Annotated in this window: 12 protein-coding genes and 1 tRNA gene; 10 read left to right on the plus strand and 3 right to left on the minus strand. The window is 56.2% G+C overall.

All coding sequences use genetic code 11. The features are described from left to right. Nucleotides 1-18: 18 nt before the first annotated feature. Nucleotides 19-1,059, minus strand: coding sequence for a ferritin-like domain-containing protein (locus HDF15_RS02165; protein WP_184252625.1), 1,041 nt, complete (start codon nucleotides 1,057-1,059; stop codon nucleotides 19-21). Nucleotides 1,060-1,449: 390 nt separating this feature from the next. Between HDF15_RS02165 and HDF15_RS02170 the strand changes: the two genes are divergently transcribed. Together HDF15_RS02170 and HDF15_RS02175 are read left to right on the plus strand one after the other, a co-directional pair. Next, nucleotides 1,450-2,001, plus strand: coding sequence for a fasciclin domain-containing protein (locus tag HDF15_RS02170; protein WP_184252626.1), 552 nt, complete (start codon nucleotides 1,450-1,452; stop codon nucleotides 1,999-2,001). 174 nt (nucleotides 2,002-2,175) lie between these two features. Then, nucleotides 2,176-3,012, plus strand: coding sequence for an amidohydrolase (locus tag HDF15_RS02175; protein ID WP_260330778.1), 837 nt, complete (start codon nucleotides 2,176-2,178; stop codon nucleotides 3,010-3,012). 8 nt (nucleotides 3,013-3,020) lie between these two features. On the opposite strand, the gene HDF15_RS02180 is transcribed toward HDF15_RS02175, so the two are convergent. Continuing rightward, nucleotides 3,021-4,343, minus strand: coding sequence for a hypothetical protein (locus HDF15_RS02180; RefSeq protein ID WP_184252627.1), 1,323 nt, complete (start codon nucleotides 4,341-4,343; stop codon nucleotides 3,021-3,023). Nucleotides 4,344-4,738: 395 nt separating this feature from the next. Here HDF15_RS02180 and HDF15_RS02185 point away from each other — a divergent pair, with 395 nt between their 5' ends. The 8 genes from HDF15_RS02185 to HDF15_RS02215 all read left to right on the plus strand — a co-directional run bounded on the left by HDF15_RS02185 (nucleotide 4,739) and on the right by HDF15_RS02215 (nucleotide 17,894). Further along, nucleotides 4,739-5,920, plus strand: coding sequence for a phosphatidylinositol-specific phospholipase C1-like protein (locus tag HDF15_RS02185; protein WP_184252628.1), 1,182 nt, complete (start codon nucleotides 4,739-4,741; stop codon nucleotides 5,918-5,920). A 111-nt stretch (nucleotides 5,921-6,031) separates the two neighbouring features. Beyond that, nucleotides 6,032-9,625, plus strand: coding sequence for a carboxypeptidase-like regulatory domain-containing protein (locus HDF15_RS02190; RefSeq protein WP_184252629.1), 3,594 nt, complete (start codon nucleotides 6,032-6,034; stop codon nucleotides 9,623-9,625). A 100-nt stretch (nucleotides 9,626-9,725) separates the two neighbouring features. Next, nucleotides 9,726-12,044: a GH92 family glycosyl hydrolase gene (locus HDF15_RS02195; protein WP_184252630.1), complete on the plus strand. Its 2,319-nt coding sequence runs from the start codon at nucleotides 9,726-9,728 to the stop codon at nucleotides 12,042-12,044. A gap of 434 nt (nucleotides 12,045-12,478) precedes the next feature. Further along, entirely contained in the window at nucleotides 12,479-13,306 is an 828-nt protein-coding gene (locus HDF15_RS02200; protein ID WP_260330779.1) for a Gfo/Idh/MocA family protein, read from the plus strand. An 18-nt stretch (nucleotides 13,307-13,324) separates the two neighbouring features. Further along, entirely contained in the window at nucleotides 13,325-13,600 is a 276-nt protein-coding gene (locus HDF15_RS25680) for a hypothetical protein (protein ID WP_260330780.1), read from the plus strand. A 180-nt stretch (nucleotides 13,601-13,780) separates the two neighbouring features. Then, on the plus strand, nucleotides 13,781-14,509 hold the full coding sequence (locus HDF15_RS02205; RefSeq protein WP_184252866.1) for a hypothetical protein: 729 nt from the start codon (nucleotides 13,781-13,783) through the stop codon (nucleotides 14,507-14,509). A gap of 865 nt (nucleotides 14,510-15,374) precedes the next feature. Beyond that, the gene (locus HDF15_RS02210) at nucleotides 15,375-16,928 is read left to right on the plus strand and encodes a glycoside hydrolase family 3 protein (protein ID WP_184252631.1); all 1,554 of its coding nucleotides are present in this window, start codon (nucleotides 15,375-15,377) and stop codon (nucleotides 16,926-16,928) included. Between the two features lie 54 nt (nucleotides 16,929-16,982). Continuing rightward, nucleotides 16,983-17,894 (plus strand): glycoside hydrolase family 3 C-terminal domain-containing protein, encoded by a 912-nt coding sequence (locus tag HDF15_RS02215; protein WP_184252632.1) that lies wholly within the window; start codon nucleotides 16,983-16,985, stop codon nucleotides 17,892-17,894. 124 nt (nucleotides 17,895-18,018) lie between these two features. Here HDF15_RS02215 and HDF15_RS02220 read toward each other — a convergent pair. After that, nucleotides 18,019-18,106: transfer RNA gene (locus HDF15_RS02220), tRNA-Ser, on the minus strand. Nucleotides 18,107-18,121 lie beyond the last annotated feature (15 nt).

An 18,121-nucleotide genomic window follows, 5' to 3' on the forward strand; every position in this document is an offset into this window, starting at 1 on the left:
TTTGGGGGTTGTTGCCGCTTAGGCTGTAGTGGTGGCGAAGACGCTGTTGACGCCGCTGGGGAAGAAGCCGCCGCTCTTGACGCCGACCATCGGCGAACCATAAACGATATGCAGAACCTGGTCCACACTGCGCGAGAAGCCAACGGCATCGCCAGGATCGGCGGCAACGATGGCACTCGGCATGGTCAAGCTGGTAGGCAAGGTGAGCAGCGTCTCGACTGAGCCACTCGTCGAAGGCGCATTGCTGTTGCCGACGGTGAGTGTGGCTCGCAGAGCCGCTACTTTGTTGGCCGCAGCTAAGTACGGATAAGCAGCTGCGGAGCCGGCGGCGATGGCGCGTCCAGTGAGTGAGGTGCGGACGTAGCCGGCGTGGTAGGCTTCGACGGCGAGAATGCCCGCGGCAGCAGTGAGATAGCCGGCTGTTACGCCTGCCGGGCTAATCAGCGGAGCTGCGCCGGAGTAGGCGGTTACGCCGACATCCTCGAAGATGAAGGAGCCGACGAGGAAATAGTCAAAACTGGAGAAGGGATTGAAAGCGCCTGCGCCAGTGGCTGCCGTAGTGATACCGGCTGCAACTGCGAGAGGTCCGAAGAAGGAGAGATCGATATCAGGCATGCCAACCGCAGCCGAACCGAGTGCCTTGCGAAGGAATTGGACGTGCGTCTGCTCCTCGTAGGCGATCTCATTCAGGATCTCCTGCTGTGCGGGTGTAAGTCCTGGGACTGCGGCAGCACTGCCCACGGTGACCGTACCCGCAGTCTGAGAGGGCGCGGCGGAACCTGGAGTCGTGTCAGAGCTTTGAAGCCCTGCGCCGGTCGCGGCATAGAGGTAAAACTGTGCCTCAAGATATTCAAGGTTGAGGGCGAAGTTTAGAACATCCGTGTCGGTGAAGGCGGGAGCACTTCCACCCGTAGGAGGCGGTGTGGTCGTGACAGGGGGCATGTTATTGCCATTGCCACTGCAGCCGACCACCGCTGTAGTAGCGGCCACGGCTCCAGCGCCTGCGAGAAACGATCGCCGAGAGAGAGCTTTATCAACAATTGAATCGAGTGTCTTCACAGTACATCTCCTGAGGTGCGTTGATAGATGCTTGCCATGTCATTCGCCTGTAGTGAGCGAGCACACGTGCGGAAGTAGACGTTTTTTAGCCTGGCGAAACCAAGAGTTGCCAGGAAAAGGCGTGCAGCCGAAACCAGTCAGAACGCAGGTAAGTATGTCGTGCAGAGTGGTGGCCTCTGCATGGGATCTTTGTCGTATTTGCAAGACCAGTGCTGACTAAATCAGAACTGTCACGATGGGGGAACGCAGGACATGAAAGTTTGGATTGGAAGGATTGCGAAAATTTCTAAATATATTTTTGGAGCGGCATCATTCCGCCGCCCATGAATCCATTCACCCCTGGGTGTCGTTTTGCTAATGAAGTAAAACTCAGCAATGGATAGGACATCTATGAAGAAGTTTCCTGTAATGGTTCTGACGGCAGTACTTGCGCTCTCCGGTATCGCAGCCCATGCGCAGAAGGACCCGGATGTAGGCGGAGCGGCGATGTATCCCACGAAGAACATCGTCGAAAACGCTGTGAACTCCAAAGACCACACGACGCTCGTCGCAGCCGTCAAGGCAGCCGGGTTGGTAGATACATTGGAGGGCCCTGGCCCCTTCACCGTCTTTGCCCCAACCAATGCAGCCTTCGACAAGTTGCCGGCCGGCACCGTGGACACGCTGTTGAAGCCAGAAAACAAGGACACGCTCGTGAAGATTCTCACCTATCACGTGGTCTCCGGTAAGGTAACCGCAAAGGACCTGAAGAAGCAGATCAAGGCGGGTGGCGGCAAGGCTGTCCTGAAGACTGTCCAGGGTGGAAGCCTGACAGCAACAATGCAGGGCGGGAAGATCATCCTGACCGACGAAAAGGGTGGCACATCGACCGTGACCATTGCCGATGTATTCCAATCGAACGGCGTGATCCATGTCGTCGATACCGTTCTGATGCCCAACTAAGCTTACCGGTACTACGGTTGTTATGGGCTGCAAGCATGGAGCCATGAAAGACGTGGGGGTTCATCTGGAACCTATGCGTCTTTCATGGCATTTTTGCGTGCTACTGGATGAAACTTGCAGTACAGGTTTTCTGTCGGTCATGATGAGAGGGCGACTGGAGAATCGTTGAAGCCCATGCCTATGGAATGTATCGACGCACATCATCACCTCTGGAGATATTCCCCTGAGGACTATCCCTGGATGTCGGACAAGATGGAGGTTCTCCGGCATGACTACCTTCTCCCCGAGCTTGATGCGGTAACGACTGCGGCAGGTGTTACCGGAACGGTCGTCGTCCAGGCACAGCAAACGCTTGCGGAGACCGAGTGGCTTCTTTCGCTGGCGAAGGACAGCCAACGCATTCGCGGAGTAGTGGGTTGGGCGCCGCTGGTAGAGCCAAAGATCGAAGCCTGTCTTGAAGAGATTGCGAAGCATCCGAAGTTGAAGGGGCTACGCCACATCCTGCAGGACGAGGCTGACGATCGCTACATGCTGCGCGACGACTTCAATCGCGGCATCGCCTGCCTGCAGCAGTTCGATCTAAGGTATGACCTGCTGGTCTTTGAACGGCATCTGCTGCAAACGATCGAGTTTGTAGATCGGCATCCCCAGCAGATCTTCATCCTCGACCACATCGCGAAGCCCCTGATCCGCGAGCAGGCGATGGAGCCATGGAGATCGAATCTGCGTGAGCTTGCCCGGCGCGAGAACGTCTATTGCAAGCTCTCCGGCATGACGACGGAGGCGGACTGGAGTTCGTGGAGCGAGCAACAGCTGTGGCCTTACATGGAGACTGTGCTTTCTGCCTTCGGCGCGGAGCGGCTCATGTTTGGTTCTGACTGGCCTGTACTCAATCTGGCGTCAGACTACACAGCATGGATTGAGCTCGTGAGACGCGCGATTGCTAAACTCTCGCCGGACGAACAAGAGCAGATCATGGCGAAGACGGCAATAGAAGCTTATGGGCTCTGAAGAGAAGGTTATCTTCGTGCGATGCGCTGGGAGATGATCACGGGGCGGGGAGCATTTGCGCCGATATTGCTTGTCTCCAGCAGCACTTCAAACGGAAGCACATTGCCCTTTGTGTCGAATACCTGATTCAACAGTGCGGCGGACGCATCGCTAAAGAGATAGTCTGCGGCGGCCTCCGTGCCGGCCATATTAATCCCCTCGACAAGAAGGACGTGCCCGGTTCCATCCAGATTTGGCGCGACGGCGATTACGCCGAAGGTGCTGCGCGAGGGATCAGTCTGGTTCGTCTCGTAATACGGCTTTTCCCCGGGCAGCGGGTGGAGATTGTGGATGACTACATTGTTCGCCTTCTGGGGCCACTCGAACTGAAAGTTCAAGTCTTTCTGAAAGAGCTCTGCCCACGGGTTGGAATCGAGAGAACCCAGCAGGATGACATTGGATTGCTTCAAGTCGTCCAGCGTCACTTCACGCGCGTAGCGCACCTTGAATCGATTTCTTACTACAGAGGGAAGCTGAGAGATCGATAGAACAAGATGGAGATCGACAACGCTGGTGTAGCGGCGGCTTCCCAGCTCGTTCACGATCTCCGGAGTAATGCCGGCAGGGACAGAGATGTCCTTGTGATACTCCCCGGCAACATAGTCCGCCAGATGAGTGTGCTTCCCGCTGAAATCCTGGTAGATGGCCAGACCGCTGTCGGCAGGAACCACCAGGGTATCGCGCGTTGGGCTGAAGAACACACTCCAGAAGCGGTTCGTTGCCGTTTGCGGCGGCTTAACCAGGTGAGCATCGCGAACCAAGACAAAGAGCAGCGCGAGGAACAATACTGCACAGAGAGACTTGAGTGCCCAGGACGACCGGGCAGCTGTCATGGACGTATTCGGCGATGCCGGAAAGGGTTCCTTGTCCTCTTGCAGATAAGGGCCATGAGGCTGCGGCTCAACGGCTGAGTAGCCTGGTTTGCTCTCCCCCACCATCGTGCCTTCTTCTACGAAGAGGGGGACATAGCCTCCGCGGGGAACGACGATGCGGATCTTCTCGTCGATACCGTCTCCGGTGAAGTACTCATCGAGTCTCTGCCGCAGCAGGCGCGCATAGTTGCGGACGATGTTGTCGTCTCCGGGGTTGTAGCCCTGGGGACGCTCAAAGACATGTTCGCCAATCTGCTGCTCATTAATCTCGTCGCCCTGATCGAGCAGATGCTTCTCACAGATATAGAGGATGAAGCTGGTAAGGAATCTGGACTTGGCAAAGCCCTTGCTCGCAACGAGGCGTCTGGCGACCTGCCAGCGCGGATCTTCTTCAAGACTGACACGATCTTTAGCAGCCACCTTAACCAATGACGGTCTGGCATTGGAACTTGCTGTCGATCTGCCAATTGAAGTCTTTTCCACTGTGATAAGTAGACACGCACACAGGAGTTTCCAATGTTACGGGAAAGTTAATCCGCATCTTTCGAAGATGACGGCTAATTACGGCAGCATCAAAATATTTTTTCAATGGCTACTGCAAGCCTTTATATTCCAGCAGATAGAAGTTTCCACCTCGCCCGACTTTACCCGCTTTACACCGTGGAACCCCCTAACAAAACAGGTCCAGCCCGCAGAAAATCAGGTGACAGAAAGAACTTGGCGAAGATGCGTCTCCAGGAGCCGGAAGTTTCTTCCTATCTCAGTGGCTGCAATCAACCAGACGGCTTGCGGGTTCTTTTCAGGACGACAGAAAGATGGATGAGATGACGAAACTTCTGGCAACACTCTCCTTGCTCGCAATGGTTCCGCTCTGCGGTGTGGCGCAACAGGCAACGGCTGTCAGGCAGGATCGGACCTTGCGCATTAACCAGATTCAGGTGATCGGCAGCCACAACAGCTACCACACAGGGATTGCTCCGAGTGAGCGGAAGTTCATCGAACAGCAGAACCCCAAGGCCATGCGAGCACTCGATTATGCGCACGCTCCATTACCGGATCAGCTTACCGGTGGAGTCCGCCAGTTGGAGATCGACGTCTATGCGGATACCAAGGGCGGCCGCTATGCCCACCCGGCTATCGTCGACAACGTTGCGGCAGCGGGTCTGCCTGCTGATCCGGACTTCGATCCGAACCACGAGATGGACAAGCCCGGCTTCAAGGTCATGCATGTGCTGGACTTCGACCAGCGCAGCTCCTGCCATACCTTCGTTGCCTGCCTGACGGTGATCAAACAGTGGTCAAAGCAGCATCCCCGGCATGTGCCGATCTTCATCCTGGTCGAAACGAAGCAGGGAAGACCCGGCGCCGCGCCGATGGCTCATGGACCGGAGCCGTTCACCGCTGCGACCTTCGATGCGCTGGACGCCGAGATCCGTTCGGTCTTTACGGAGAAAGATATGGTTACTCCGGACCAGGTTCGGGGTAGCTACGACACTCTGCGCGATGCAGTTCTCGCCAGTGGAAGCGGCACCCTGGGCAAGAAAGCCGGTGGCTGGCCCACGCTGGCGGAAGCCCGCGGCAAGGTGGTCTTCCTGATGGATCAGAGACCCGTGGAGGCCGTTTATACCGAAGGCCATCCCTCTCTTCGCGGTCGCGTGATCTTTACCAATGCCACCCCGGGTGCTCCGGACGCAGCCTTTACAGAAGAGAACAGCGGAACGAAGGCAGAGATCGATGCGCTCGCCAAGCAGGGCTATCTGATTCGCACACGTACGGACGATGGCACCGAAGAGGCTCGCACCAATGACCGTACCCGCACCGAGCTGGCACTTTCCAGCGGGGCGCAGATGTTGAGCACGGACTATCCCTCTTCCGAGCCTTCGCAATGGACGGGCTTTTTTGTTGGTTTGCCACACGGGCTCGTGGCGCGTTGCAACCCTGTGACGGCACCTGCGGGCTGTGTGGACTCGCTCCTTGAACCATCAAGCACGAAGTAAGAAAACCCAAATTCGGCCCTGACACCTATCGGCTTTATAGCGATCCCATCCGAGTCCTTCACGGAGCGCTTTGTCCTGAATGATTTTTACTCACTTGCCCAGGAGGCACCTGTGTTCAGAAAGTCTATGTCGCTATCCAGTCCCAACGAACGGTTCCGCAGGCCTTTCGCCGCGAAGTTCCTGATCGAAGGACTGTCACGCGTTACATCCAGCTTTGCTCCCATCTCTCTCATGCTTTTTCTGTTCGTCGGCATGGTGATCATTCACCCCACCGCTCTTCGGGCACAATCGGATAACTCCTCGATCGCGGGCACAATCACCGATCCTTCCGGCGCGGAGATCGGCCAGGCCTCTATCACCGTCACCAGTGAACTCAATGGCGCAGTGCATAAGACTGCCAGCAATAAGTCGGGGTTTTATACGATCGCCGGACTTTCGCCGGGGAAATATACCGTCGCGGTTACAGCGCCGGGTTTTAGCACCGTAACGAAAACGAATAACAACCTCGATCCATCGCTCCCTGCCACGGTCAATGTCATGCTCCCAGTTGGCAACGATACCGAACAGGTCGAAGTGACTGCGCAAGAGACAACATTGCAGGCCGATACCGCCACGCTGGGAAGAGTGATCACCAGCAGCCAGGCGGATAACCTGCCACTCAATGGACGCAACCCCATCTACCTGGCGCTCACCAAAGCCGGTATCACCAGTATCACCAGCAACGTCTCGACACAGAGCTACAGCACGGGACTTGGCGCCATCAATATCAATGGCGCTCGTGAACGCGACAACCTGCTGACCTATGACGGCGCGGTGGCCGTCCGCATCCGTGCCAGCGGCGACTCGGTCGGCACCCCCGATCTGGACGCCGTGCAGGAGGTTCAGGTCCTCTCCACCAACTACCCGGCAGAGTATGGCCGATCGATTGGCGGACAGATCCGCATCATCACAAAGAGCGGTGGCGACCGCTTCCACGGCAGCCTCTATGAGTATCTTCAGAACCCGGTTCTGAACGCGAATAGCTGGGTGCGCAACGATAACGCCAACAATTCAAACCCCAACTATCCAGCCGCGCTCAAAACCAACTCTGTAGCGCCGTTCACCTTCAACCAGTTTGGTTTTGTCTTCGACGGACCGCTCTATGTCCCGAAGGTTCTCCCCAAGGGCAAGGTCTTCTTCCTGTACTCTGAGGCCTTTGTTCATAACCCATCGCTCTCCACAGAAACCGATGCGGTGCCCAATGCGGCCTTCAGAACAGGCGACTTCAGTTCGCTGATTACCGGCAACCCAAAGACCAATCACTACATCGCAGACCCAAAGCTGGCACCCCTTGTCTGCGACGTTGCAAATGGCGGTCCTGGATGTTTTCCCGGCAATATCATTCCTCAATCTCGCCTCAGCCCAAATGGCGTAGGTCTGCTTACCGCGTTCCCGACGCCGACGCCCGGCTTCCAGATCGGCGCGAACAACCTGCTGGAGACTGCAAGATATCCGATTCATCAGGAGATCGACAGCGGCAACCTCGACATTATCCCGACAGACAAGGATTACATCCGCTTCCGCTTCATCCATTTCTTCTATTACGAGGTCAACCCGTTCGCGACCTCCAACTACGACATCGTTCCTCGTATCTATAACCGTCCGAACCAGACCGGTTCTCTCGACTGGGTCCACACCTTCGGCCCCCACAGTACGAACGAGGTACTGTTCACGGCCAGCCACGACGCCGCTCGTCTGAGCATCGATACCTCCACGGGCACTTATAACCGCGCGGCTTACGGGATCAACTATCCCTATCTCTTTCCGCAGGGGAAGGACCTTCCGAATAAGATCCCGACCATCGCATTCGATACAACGGGGATTACGACGCTGGACGGCAGCACCTATCCTTCGCACTCACAGGGCGAGATCTTCGATTACGCCGATACCTTTACACGCATCATCGGCAATCACATCCTGCGCGCCGGTGGACTGTACGAACGCGCGGGTGAGAACGACGACGACCAGATCGCCTTCTCCAACGGCACGACCGGACAGACCAACAATCAAAACGGTAAGTTTGACTTCTCCAGCCTGACGACGGGCGGGACGGGGTATGACCTCGCGAACGCGGCACTGGGTATCTTCAATACCTACTCCGAAATTGGACCGCGCAACGAGACTCCCAGCCGCGCCAATATGTTCGAGTTCTTTGCACAGGACTCCTGGAAGGCCACGCCCAAGCTGCATCTCGAGTACGGTATTCGCTATAGCAGCATCCACCCGTTCTACAGCCTCTGGAATAACGCCGGCACCTTTGATCCGGCCTTCTACAACGCCAACACGGCCGTGCAGGTAAGCCCTTCTACCGGTAATCCTATTGCCGGTAGCGGAGATCCTCTGGACGGTACCGTTCTCTTCGGCAACGGCTTTCCTTCCAGCGCAAACGGCCATGTCGCTATCGCATCGACGGGGCAGTACAACAATCTCTTCCACAACCTGCCTCGCGGTTACATCCATGTGCAGAAGCTGCTGTTGCAGCCTCGTGTCGGCATTGCCTATTCGTTGAACAGCAAGACTGTTCTGCGCACGGGTTTTGGACGGTACACCAGCCGTCAGGGCACCTCGGACAGCGTCTTCCTGGGCGGCTTTGCCCCCTTGCAGCAGGTTGTTTCCATCTCCGGCGGCAGTGCGGACAACCCCGGTGGAACAGCGGCTGCAACAGGCTCTTACCCAACGCTGGCGGGTGAGATCAACCAGCAGTCGCCCCAGCCCGAAGCCTACATCTGGAACGTTTCGGTGGAACGCGAACTCGGCTTCGATACCGTCGCCGATATCTCATACGTCGGCCGTCACGCGCTGCATCAGCAGTTCGAAGCGGACGTCAATCAGGCCCCCGCGGGAAGCGCCTATCTGCCCACAGGCACCAACGGTGTCAACGCCTACCGGCCGTATAAGGGATATGCCGCCATCACCGAGGTCTACCAGGGAGATACCGCGTTCTATCAGGGGTTGCAGATCGACGTGAACCACCGCTTCAGCCATGGCCTCGGCTTCGGTGTTGCTTACACCTTTGCCCATTCGCGAGATTGCGGTTCCTTCCAGAAGAACTTTCTCCCCAATGCCGACGACACCAAAGGCCTCTGCGGAACGGCTGATTATGACGTCCGCCAGGTACTCGTCCTCAACTCCGTCTATCGCATCCCCTTCCGCAGCCACAGCCGTATCGCGAATGAAGCCCTGGGTGGTTGGCAGCTCTCGCAGGCCTACCAGTTCCAGACGGGTACTCCTCTCGAAGTCTTAACGACACAGGATATCGCCGGTGTTGGTGCGGGCTTCCAGGGACAGTTCCTTCAGATTACCCCTGGTGCAAACCTTCGTGGCAATGGTAAGTTCTCGAACGGCACCGACTCCAACTTCTGGTTCAACACCACGAACAGCGATGGCAGCAAGATCTTTACAACGCCAACGCTGGGTACCTTTACCACCCAGCACAATCGCAACATTCTCTATGGCCCTGGGCAGGATAGCTTCAATGCCAGCTTGCAGAAGCGCTTCATGACCTACAAGGAGCAGTTCCTGTCCTTCCGGTTCGATGCCTTCGACTTTCCCAACCATCCCAACCTCTCCGCTCCGGATTCCACCTATACGGATGCGGCTTTCGGCAGAGTCACCAGCAAGACAGGTCAGCGTGCAATGCAGGCCAGCCTTCGCTACTCGTTCTAACGGCTTATCCTTTGCTGGATAGTGTCGGGGCCTGTGTAAACAGGCCCCGATAGTCTTATTAAGTCACCAGGTTGCAAATAGCTATTTCAAGGAACGATTCATGATGCAAGGGAAGATGCAATTCATCCTTCGGCGTTCGATACAGCTCTCGCTCGGCGCTCTGCTGCTCGCTGCGCCCATGACAGGGCAGTCTGTCTCAACGCAAAAGACCGCGACCAAACCAACGCTGGATTACACCCACAACGTCGATCCCTTCATCGGTGTAGATTGGGGTGGCAATACATTTGTTGGTTCCGCCATTCCTTACGGCCTGGTCAAGATCGGCCCTGACATGGAGACCTTCGATGGCCGCCGCTCCGGCTTCGGTTATTCCAGCAATGGCAACATCCTCGGCTTTTCGCATCTGCACCTCAGTGGCGCGCAGGGCAAGTACGGCAATATCCTCGTCGCTCCTGTCACCGGTCCACTTAAGCTGGACGACATCAGAACTCCACGCACCGACGAGGTCAACCAGGTCGGCTACTATGCGGCAAAGCTCACGCGCTATCAGGTCAAGGCTGAACTGACCAGCAGCCGCCGCGTCGGCTTCCATCGCTATGTGTTTCCAGCCTCCAAGCAGTCGCATCTTACGATCAACGTGGCCGCAGCCCTGGGCCTCGGGAATGATTGGCAGGCACAGAAGTTTCTCGGCGCTGAGATTCACCTCACCTCCAACCACGAGGCGCAGGGCGTAGCGCGCTTCATCGGCGGTTGGAATCGTGGCGGAGAGTACAAGGTCTACTACTACATGGTGCTCGACACGCCTGCCGAAGCGACGCAGACCTGGACCGGAAGCACTCTCTCCGACGCGAAAGACGCTACCGTCGGAAACAGCACTCCTATCGGCGCGACGTTCGATTACACGACGAAGGCCAACCAGGTGATCCAAGCCAAGGTAGGAATCTCCTTCATCAGCGCCGAGCAGGCGAAGCAGAACGTACAGCAGGAGATTCCTGCGTGGAACTTCGCTACCGTTCATGCCGCGGCCAAGGCTCTCTGGAATACGGAGCTGGCGAAGTTGAGTCTTACCGGCGAGAACGATTCTCAGCGACACCAGCTCTATTCGGCGATGTATCACATTATGCTGATGCCTACCGATCGCACCGGCGAGAACCCTGGCTGGAAGTCCAATGAACCTTACTACGATGACTTCTACTGCATCTGGGATACGTTCCGCACCTCAAGCCCTCTGCTTACGTTGATCTCGCCCGATCGCCAGCGCGATATTATCCGCTCGCTGATCGACATCTATCGCCATACGGGCTACATGCCCGACGCCCGTAGCGGCAATGACAACGGACGCACCCAAGGCGGCTCCAACGCCAACGTCGTTGTAGCCGATGCTTTCGTAAAAGGCCTCAAAGGTATCGACTTCGAGACAGCCTTCGCCGCCATGGTTCACGATGCAGAGGTGCCTCCCGCCGATCCGCAGAAGCAGGGAAGAGGCGGCCTGAAGGACTACAACCAGAAGGGGTATGTCACGCTGGCCAGTGAGCGTGCGGGTTCGCGCACCGCAGAGTATAGCTACGATGACTTCGCTATCGCGGAAGTAGCCTGCGGCCTCGGCAAGACGAAGGAGGCTGCGCTCTACTCCAGCCGCACGCATAACTTCGCGAACCTGTGGGACAAGGACATGACGGTCGAAGGCTTCAAGGGCTTTATGCGGCCACGCAATCCGGATGGCTCCTGGGCCGCACCGTATGTGGTTGTTCGCGGTACATGGCCGGACTTCTTCTATGAGGGCGATATCTGGACCTACTCCATCTATGCCCCGCAGGATATGCGCCGTCTGATCGAGTTAGCCGGGGGCAATGAGGCATTCGTCCGTCGCCTCGATTGGACGTTCCTGCGCCGTCACTTCGACGTCACCAACGAACCCGGCTTTATGCTTCCCGTGCTCTACAACTATGCCGGTCGTCCCGATAAGACTGCCGACATCGTTCACATGACCCTTGAGAAAGCATTTACGGATACTCGCGCGGGCATTCCCGGCAATGATGATTCAGGTGCGATGTCGAGCTGGCTCATCTTCTCCACGCTGGGCCTCTTTCCTGTTGCCGGTCAGGATGTCTACCTGATCAGCACACCAAGCATTCCCGATGCTTCGCTCTCACTGGGCAACGGCAAGAAATTGCGCATCGTTGCGAAGAACCTCGATGGAGATGGGCTCAATCGTTACGTACAGTCAGCCACACTCAATGGAGTGGACCTGCCGAACGCGTGGTTCCGTCATGCACAGATCAAGGATGGAGCCACTCTGGTTCTCACCATGGGACCGGCTCCCTCCGCCTGGGGTACGGTCACGCCGCCGCCTTCGATGAGCGATGCCGACTTCCATAGCTGTGTCGACTGGAAGCTGCAGAACCACGCCTCCGAATAACTACCAGTGTGGGGAGTCGTTCATTGGTCGAAGATGGAGAACGTTCCGAATGGCGCAAAGCGCAAACCGTGACGCTTTAGCGTCGCGGGACGGAGGGTAAGGGAGGCAATCGCCTTTAGGCCACGGAATCAAGGGCAGGCGAGAATTGGGCTTCAGCCCCGGGCATTTTGTTCGCAGCCGAAAGAAGGCCCGGGCCTAAAGGCCAATTCTTGCGGAGCTCCTATTCCGTAGCCTAAAGGCGATTGCCTCCCTTACCCTCCGTCTCCCTGACGCTGAAGCGTCAGGGAATGCGCTTCGCGCTGTGCTGGACAGGCTATCCTGCTTCGACGAATGAACGACTCACCACGCTATCGAGATGTTGTAGCGGAGCATCTGTGCCTCCGCTACGGCGCTGCTCACTAACACCTTGAGGTACCGCATCTCCGGAATTACCTATGCACAAATTTCTTCGTTCTATACTCGCTATTTTTTTCGCCCTGTCTCTCGGCTCTGCAACGATGCAGCCGCATGCCAATGCACAAACACCGGTTCCGATGCGTATCGCGCTCGTTGGCCTGGTTCATGGCCATACTGCAGGCTTGCTGAAGTTTCTTCCGACTCATCCCGAGGTCACGTTAGTCGGCATTGCCGAGCCTGACGCGACCTTGCGCGAGAAGTACAAAGCTCTCTTCCATCTTCCGGACAATCTCTTCTATACCTCTGAAGCGGAGATGCTCGACCATACTCACCCTGAGGCAATCCTCGTCTACACTTCGCCGCTCGCTCATCGTGCAGCCGTCGAAATGGCTGCTCGCCATCATATTGCTTCCATGGTCGAGAAGCCCTTCAGCACCACGCTTGACGACGCTCTGGCCATGCAACGGGCCTCGCAGGAATACCATGTTCCCGTGCTGGTGAACTACGCCACCACCTGGTTTCCCTCGAACATCGAAGCAGCAAATATTCTTGCCAGCGGAAAGATCGGAGACCTGCGCAAGATCGTCGTTCACGACGGCCACCGCGGGCCCAAGGAGACCGGCGTCTCCCCGGAGTTCTTCCGCTGGCTCACTGATCCCGTTGAAAATGGAGCCGGCGCGCTCTTCGACTTCGGCTGCTATGGAGTCGATCTCTCTACATGGCTGATGCACGGAGAGATGCCACTTACAGTGACGGCCATTACATTGCACATCAAGCCGGAGATCTACCCCAAGGTAGACGACGACAGCACCATCCTGCTGACGTATCCGCACACCCAGGCGATCATTCAAGGCTCCTGGAACTAGCCGTACGATCGCAAGGACATGGAAGTCTACGGGGCGACCGGCTATGTCGACACGCTGAAGCGCGACAAGGTTCGAGTGCGTCTCACGGGTGAAACCGACGAGACACTCAAACCTGCAACGCCTCTCTCCGCACCGCAGAATGATCCTTTGAACTATCTTGCTGCCGTGCTCCACGGTCAGATCCAGGATCAAAACGATCTCTCCGGAACGGATACCAACGTCAAAGTCATGCGGATTCTTGAGGCTGCCCGGGAGTCTGCACGCACCGGACGCACAATTACAATGACTCCATAAACGGCATCCATTGCAGGTCGGAGCTATCGCTCATCTTCAAACCAGAGGAAACTTTTACCGGGAGATCGCGTCTATCGAAGCAGTGATGTGTTCGGCATGTGCCTGCGCAGGGAGGTAACCAGATTGGGAGCTCTTTCTTGCACGATACTGTCTCATTCCTGGCACCGCAGGAAACACACCATGCTGCTGGTTACCGCACTTGTCCTTTCGAGCTCCGCACTTCTGCGCGCCCAGAGTTCCGTGCCTCCGGCACCCACCGATACAACGCAACAGAATCTGCCTGACGTGGCAAGTGGTTCTACGAGTACGGATTCGGGAATGAAGCCAGGAGCCGATCTATCCGGCCAGACTTCACAATCCGGTTCCCATTCAGGGTCTCGATCGGGTGGATCAAACCTCTTTGGTTTGCCGCGATCTTTCACGGAGACGACCTCTTCGGGGATCAAATTCCAGTTGGCTCTGCCCAGGCTGTCTTTCGCTGGAGTGGATCATGGGATGGGAGGCCAGGGATTTGGCTCTCTTCTCGACTCCGGAGGAATGAAGTCTACAGGGGGTAGCGACTTCTCCATGTTTCCCTCAGACGGTAGTTCCATGCGCTCGACTGGAGCAGCCTTTGGTGGAACTTCTGAAAACCCGTTCACCTCGGCATCCAGAAACAATCAAGCCTCAGCGGGAGGTGTAGGGGTGATCGTTCCTCTGAAGACTTCGATATTCGACGTCCATCTCTCCATGAAAGACATGCTGGGAAGCAGCTTTTCCCAAGGTACGGGCGGCTCTGGCGCTGGATCTTTTGGACTGGGTGGCGATAGCGGAGCTGGGAACTTTGGTGGGGCTGGTGGCCTACGCGCTCCTGGAGCAGGCGGAAGAGGATCATCCGGCGCAAAGATGTCGCTCCAACTTAAGTTTTAGAGGGATGCCTTTTCCATAGAAGACAATGGAAGCTTCTTGTAGGATCGCAGCTTTGTCCCCATACCCTCTTCATGGTGGGTTCCTGTGACACTCTCTGATGATCTTTCTAAACTCGGAACCTAACAGGTATCCTTATAAGAGATGGTTCAACGGAGTAAAAGAAAACTTGTCTTTGGCACGGCCCTTGCTGCGATGGTTGCTCTGATCGCCTTCGTTTCATTCCTGCCGGTGGGAGACAAACACGTCTTGCACACCAGGGGAAGATTTCATCCGTTAGGGCACTTGCTGGCTTTCGCGGCAATTGGCTTCGCAGGAGCGATGACACCGAAGACTTTTCGGAATCGGCTTCTGTTTTTTCTTGGGCTGGTGCTTTTCGCCCTGGGGATAGAGCTAGGGGAACATCTGATCTTCCAAATGCCGATGGAGTGGTCTGACGTCCTTCTGGATTGGCTGGGCGTATTCAGCGGGCTATTGCTGGCGTTTTTGTCCAGGCCGCACGCAGACTTCTCTAACCGGTTCGGAGAATGATCCTGGGTGATAGCCGAGATGCTGGTACACGCGTTGTTCTTAATTGGCGGGAGAAGACTATGCTTGCGTCTCACAATGTGAAACAAGTAACACTCGGATAGACTCAACAGAATCTCCTGCAATCCTGAAAATTACCTCAAACTTCTGCAGCCCTCAGCTCGTGGGACGTGCTTTTGCGAACCATGCTTTGAGCCTTCCGTTAGACCGCATGGTGAGACGGATCGGGATGGACCTTGCCTCGCTTCTCAACGCTCCTTGTACATCCTTATAGTGGCGCGCTAACGATTGAAGAAGCTGATTTGCGTGGATTCCGAACTCAAGAAGAGCAGGAGAGGGTGTGTTATCTGTCATGCGGGCATCAGATTGTGCGAAATACGTAGTAGTTGTGTTGTGGGCTGCCGTGATGGTCTCCAATGTCGCAGCTCAAATCTCGAAGCAAAACTCGAAGAATGAGGAACAGCGCGTCGACACGTTGCTCGGTAAGCTCACGCTGGAAGAAAAGCTTCAGGTTTTAGGAGGAGATCGAAGCTTCTACATTCACGCGTTACCGTCCATCGGGATGCCCGCTATCAAGATGAGCGACGGACCCTATGGCGTGCGCACCTTTGGGTCAGCGACAGCCTACGCGGCTGGAGTCTCGCTGGCCGCAGCCTGGGATCCGCAGATGGCTCAAGCTGCCGGCCGCAGCCTGGCGCGAGATGCGAAGGCCAGAGGCGTGGGCATATTACTGGCGCCAGGAGTGAACATCTATCGATCGCCTTTGAATGGCCGGAACTTCGAGTATTTTGGCGAAGATCCTTATCTGACTTCGCGGATTGCTGTGGGCTTCATCCAGGGGCTTCAAAGCGAAGGTGTGGTTGCGACCGTGAAGCATTTTGCAGCGAACAACTCGGAATACGACAGGCACAATTTAAATGCCATCGTAGACGAGCGTACCCTCCGCGAGATCTACCTCCCAGCATTCGAAGCAAGTGTTCGTGAAGCGAAGGTTGGCGCAGTGATGGATAGCTACAACCTACTGAATGGGGAACGATTGACGCAAAGCGATCGAATGAACAATCAACTTCTGAAACAGGATTGGAAGTTCGACGGCATCGTGATGTCCGACTGGGGAGCGACAGCATCCACTTTGCCATCGGCCAAAGGAGGGCTCGATCTGGAGATGCCTAACGGGCACTACATGAATCCGGATAGCCTCAGGGCCGAGCTGGCGAAGGGCACGCTATCGATGGAAACGATCGACGACAAAGTCCGGCGAATACTTCGGATCGCTGTGCGGTTTGGTTTTATGGGTAAGCAACAGTGGGACCCAGGTCTCTCCGAGTTTGATAGCGGTGGCGACGAAGTGTCCTATCAAGCGGCGCTTGCGAGTATTACGTTACTCAAGAACGATGGCGATGTGCTGCCGCTTTCGCCAGCAAACCTCAAGACGGTCGCAGTGATCGGTCCTGACGCCGACCCTCCGGCGATAGGGGGTGGCGGTAGCTCCCTGGTGACACCGCAACAGTACACGTCACTCATGCAGGCTTTGAAGCAAAAGCTGGGTAATAAGGTAAATATTCTCTATTCGCGTGGAGTCATACGCCCTACGGATATGTTTTCGCAGATGCACTTCGACGCTATGACGAAGAACATCTATGAAACGGAGACTTGTACCGGAAAACCCATTCGCTCTGCTCCAGCGACGCGTATAGCGGACTATCGGACCTCCATCTATTCGCTTGCGAATCTCCCCGTAGCCGAGGACCGACGTTGCGAGGAGTGGACCGGAACCTACGAGGCGCCTGTGACCGGCAGTTATACGGTGCTCGCGGCCGCCGTGCTCCGGGATGTTTATGACGTGAACGTCGGCGAAAAAACTGTCCTTCACCAATCGAAGTCGGAAGACTAGAGTCCCAACTCTGCTGAGATATCTCTACACGCCGGAGATCGGGTGAAGATAAGAGTGCGATATCTGCCGGATGCGGAAGCGGATCGGTTGGGAGTGGCCATTGCGCCTACAAGCCATTTGATCGCACCAGAGGTTGACACCATCGCGCGCAATGCGGATGCAGTGATTGTGGCCGCAGGTTTCGGTCCGGAATCTGAGGGAGAGTCGCATGATCGTACGTTCACGCTACCGTATGGGCAGGCCGAGCTGATTCGTCGCATTGCCCGCGATAACCCACACACTATTGTGACGGTCGCGAGCGGCGGTGGCTACGAGACCGAAAGCTGGCTAGACCAGGTGCCGGCTCTTTTACAGGATTGGTACTTCGGCCAGGAGGGCGGACGCGCGCTGGCTGACATTCTTCTAGGCCATAGTCCTGAAGGTAAGCTGCCGATGACCTTTGAGCGCCGTCTCGAGGACAACCCTACGATGAAGAATTATTATCCTGACCCGTCCTTGAAACCAACGCCTAGTGTTCGCTATAGCGAAGGCTTGTTCGTTGGATATCGCTATTACACGAGCCGCCAGAAAGCGACTCTGTTTCCGTTCGGATACGGCCTGTCCTATACCTCCTTTCGACTCGATCATCTCAAGGTCAGTGGTAGCACGGAGGCAAAGAATCCTATGGTGTCGGTTGAATTCGACGTCACTAATATTGGTGATCGTGAAGGCACAGAGATTCCTCAGGTCTACGTAGGAGAAAACTCTCCTCCCGTCTCCCGCCCGCTCCGAGAGTTGAAGGGGTTTTCCAAGGTAAGGCTAAAGCCAGGTGAAACGAAACACGTCTCTCTCTCGCTAAGCGACCGGGCATTTGCCTACTTCGATATCAGTGGGCACACCTGGAAGACGGATCAAGGGAAATACACCATCGAAGTGGGCACTTCTTCTGAACAGATTGTACTCAGAGCGCCAATCACCTTGAACTAAGGAACGCTTCGACTTTGAAGTTTCAATGCACGGACTTAAGAATGCCTGCGCCATACCAATGGCTCACGCCTTAGAATCCGGCCTGGAGCTATACTCCACGCAAACAACAGATTCTAAAGGTTTATGGCGGAGAGACAGGGATTCGAACCCTGGATACCTTGCGGTATACACGCTTTCCAAGCGTGCGCCTTCAGCCACTCGGCCATCTCTCCGCAGTCGCACCTGAC

This window comes from Granulicella mallensis (assembly GCF_014203225.1).
In the GTDB taxonomy this organism is placed as follows: domain Bacteria; phylum Acidobacteriota; class Terriglobia; order Terriglobales; family Acidobacteriaceae; genus Granulicella; species Granulicella mallensis_A.

Coding starts and splice junctions, on each gene's coding strand:
- HDF15_RS02175 (WP_260330778.1), top strand. CDS start 2,176: ATGCCTATGGAATGTATCGACGCACATCATCACCTCTGGAGATATTCC.
- HDF15_RS02170 (WP_184252626.1), top strand. CDS start 1,450: ATGAAGAAGTTTCCTGTAATGGTTCTGACGGCAGTACTTGCGCTCTCC.
- HDF15_RS02200 (WP_260330779.1), top strand. CDS start 12,479: ATGCACAAATTTCTTCGTTCTATACTCGCTATTTTTTTCGCCCTGTCT.
- HDF15_RS02195 (WP_184252630.1), top strand. CDS start 9,726: ATGATGCAAGGGAAGATGCAATTCATCCTTCGGCGTTCGATACAGCTC.
- HDF15_RS02185 (WP_184252628.1), top strand. CDS start 4,739: ATGGATGAGATGACGAAACTTCTGGCAACACTCTCCTTGCTCGCAATG.
- HDF15_RS25680 (WP_260330780.1), top strand. CDS start 13,325: ATGGAAGTCTACGGGGCGACCGGCTATGTCGACACGCTGAAGCGCGAC.
- HDF15_RS02205 (WP_184252866.1), top strand. CDS start 13,781: ATGCTGCTGGTTACCGCACTTGTCCTTTCGAGCTCCGCACTTCTGCGC.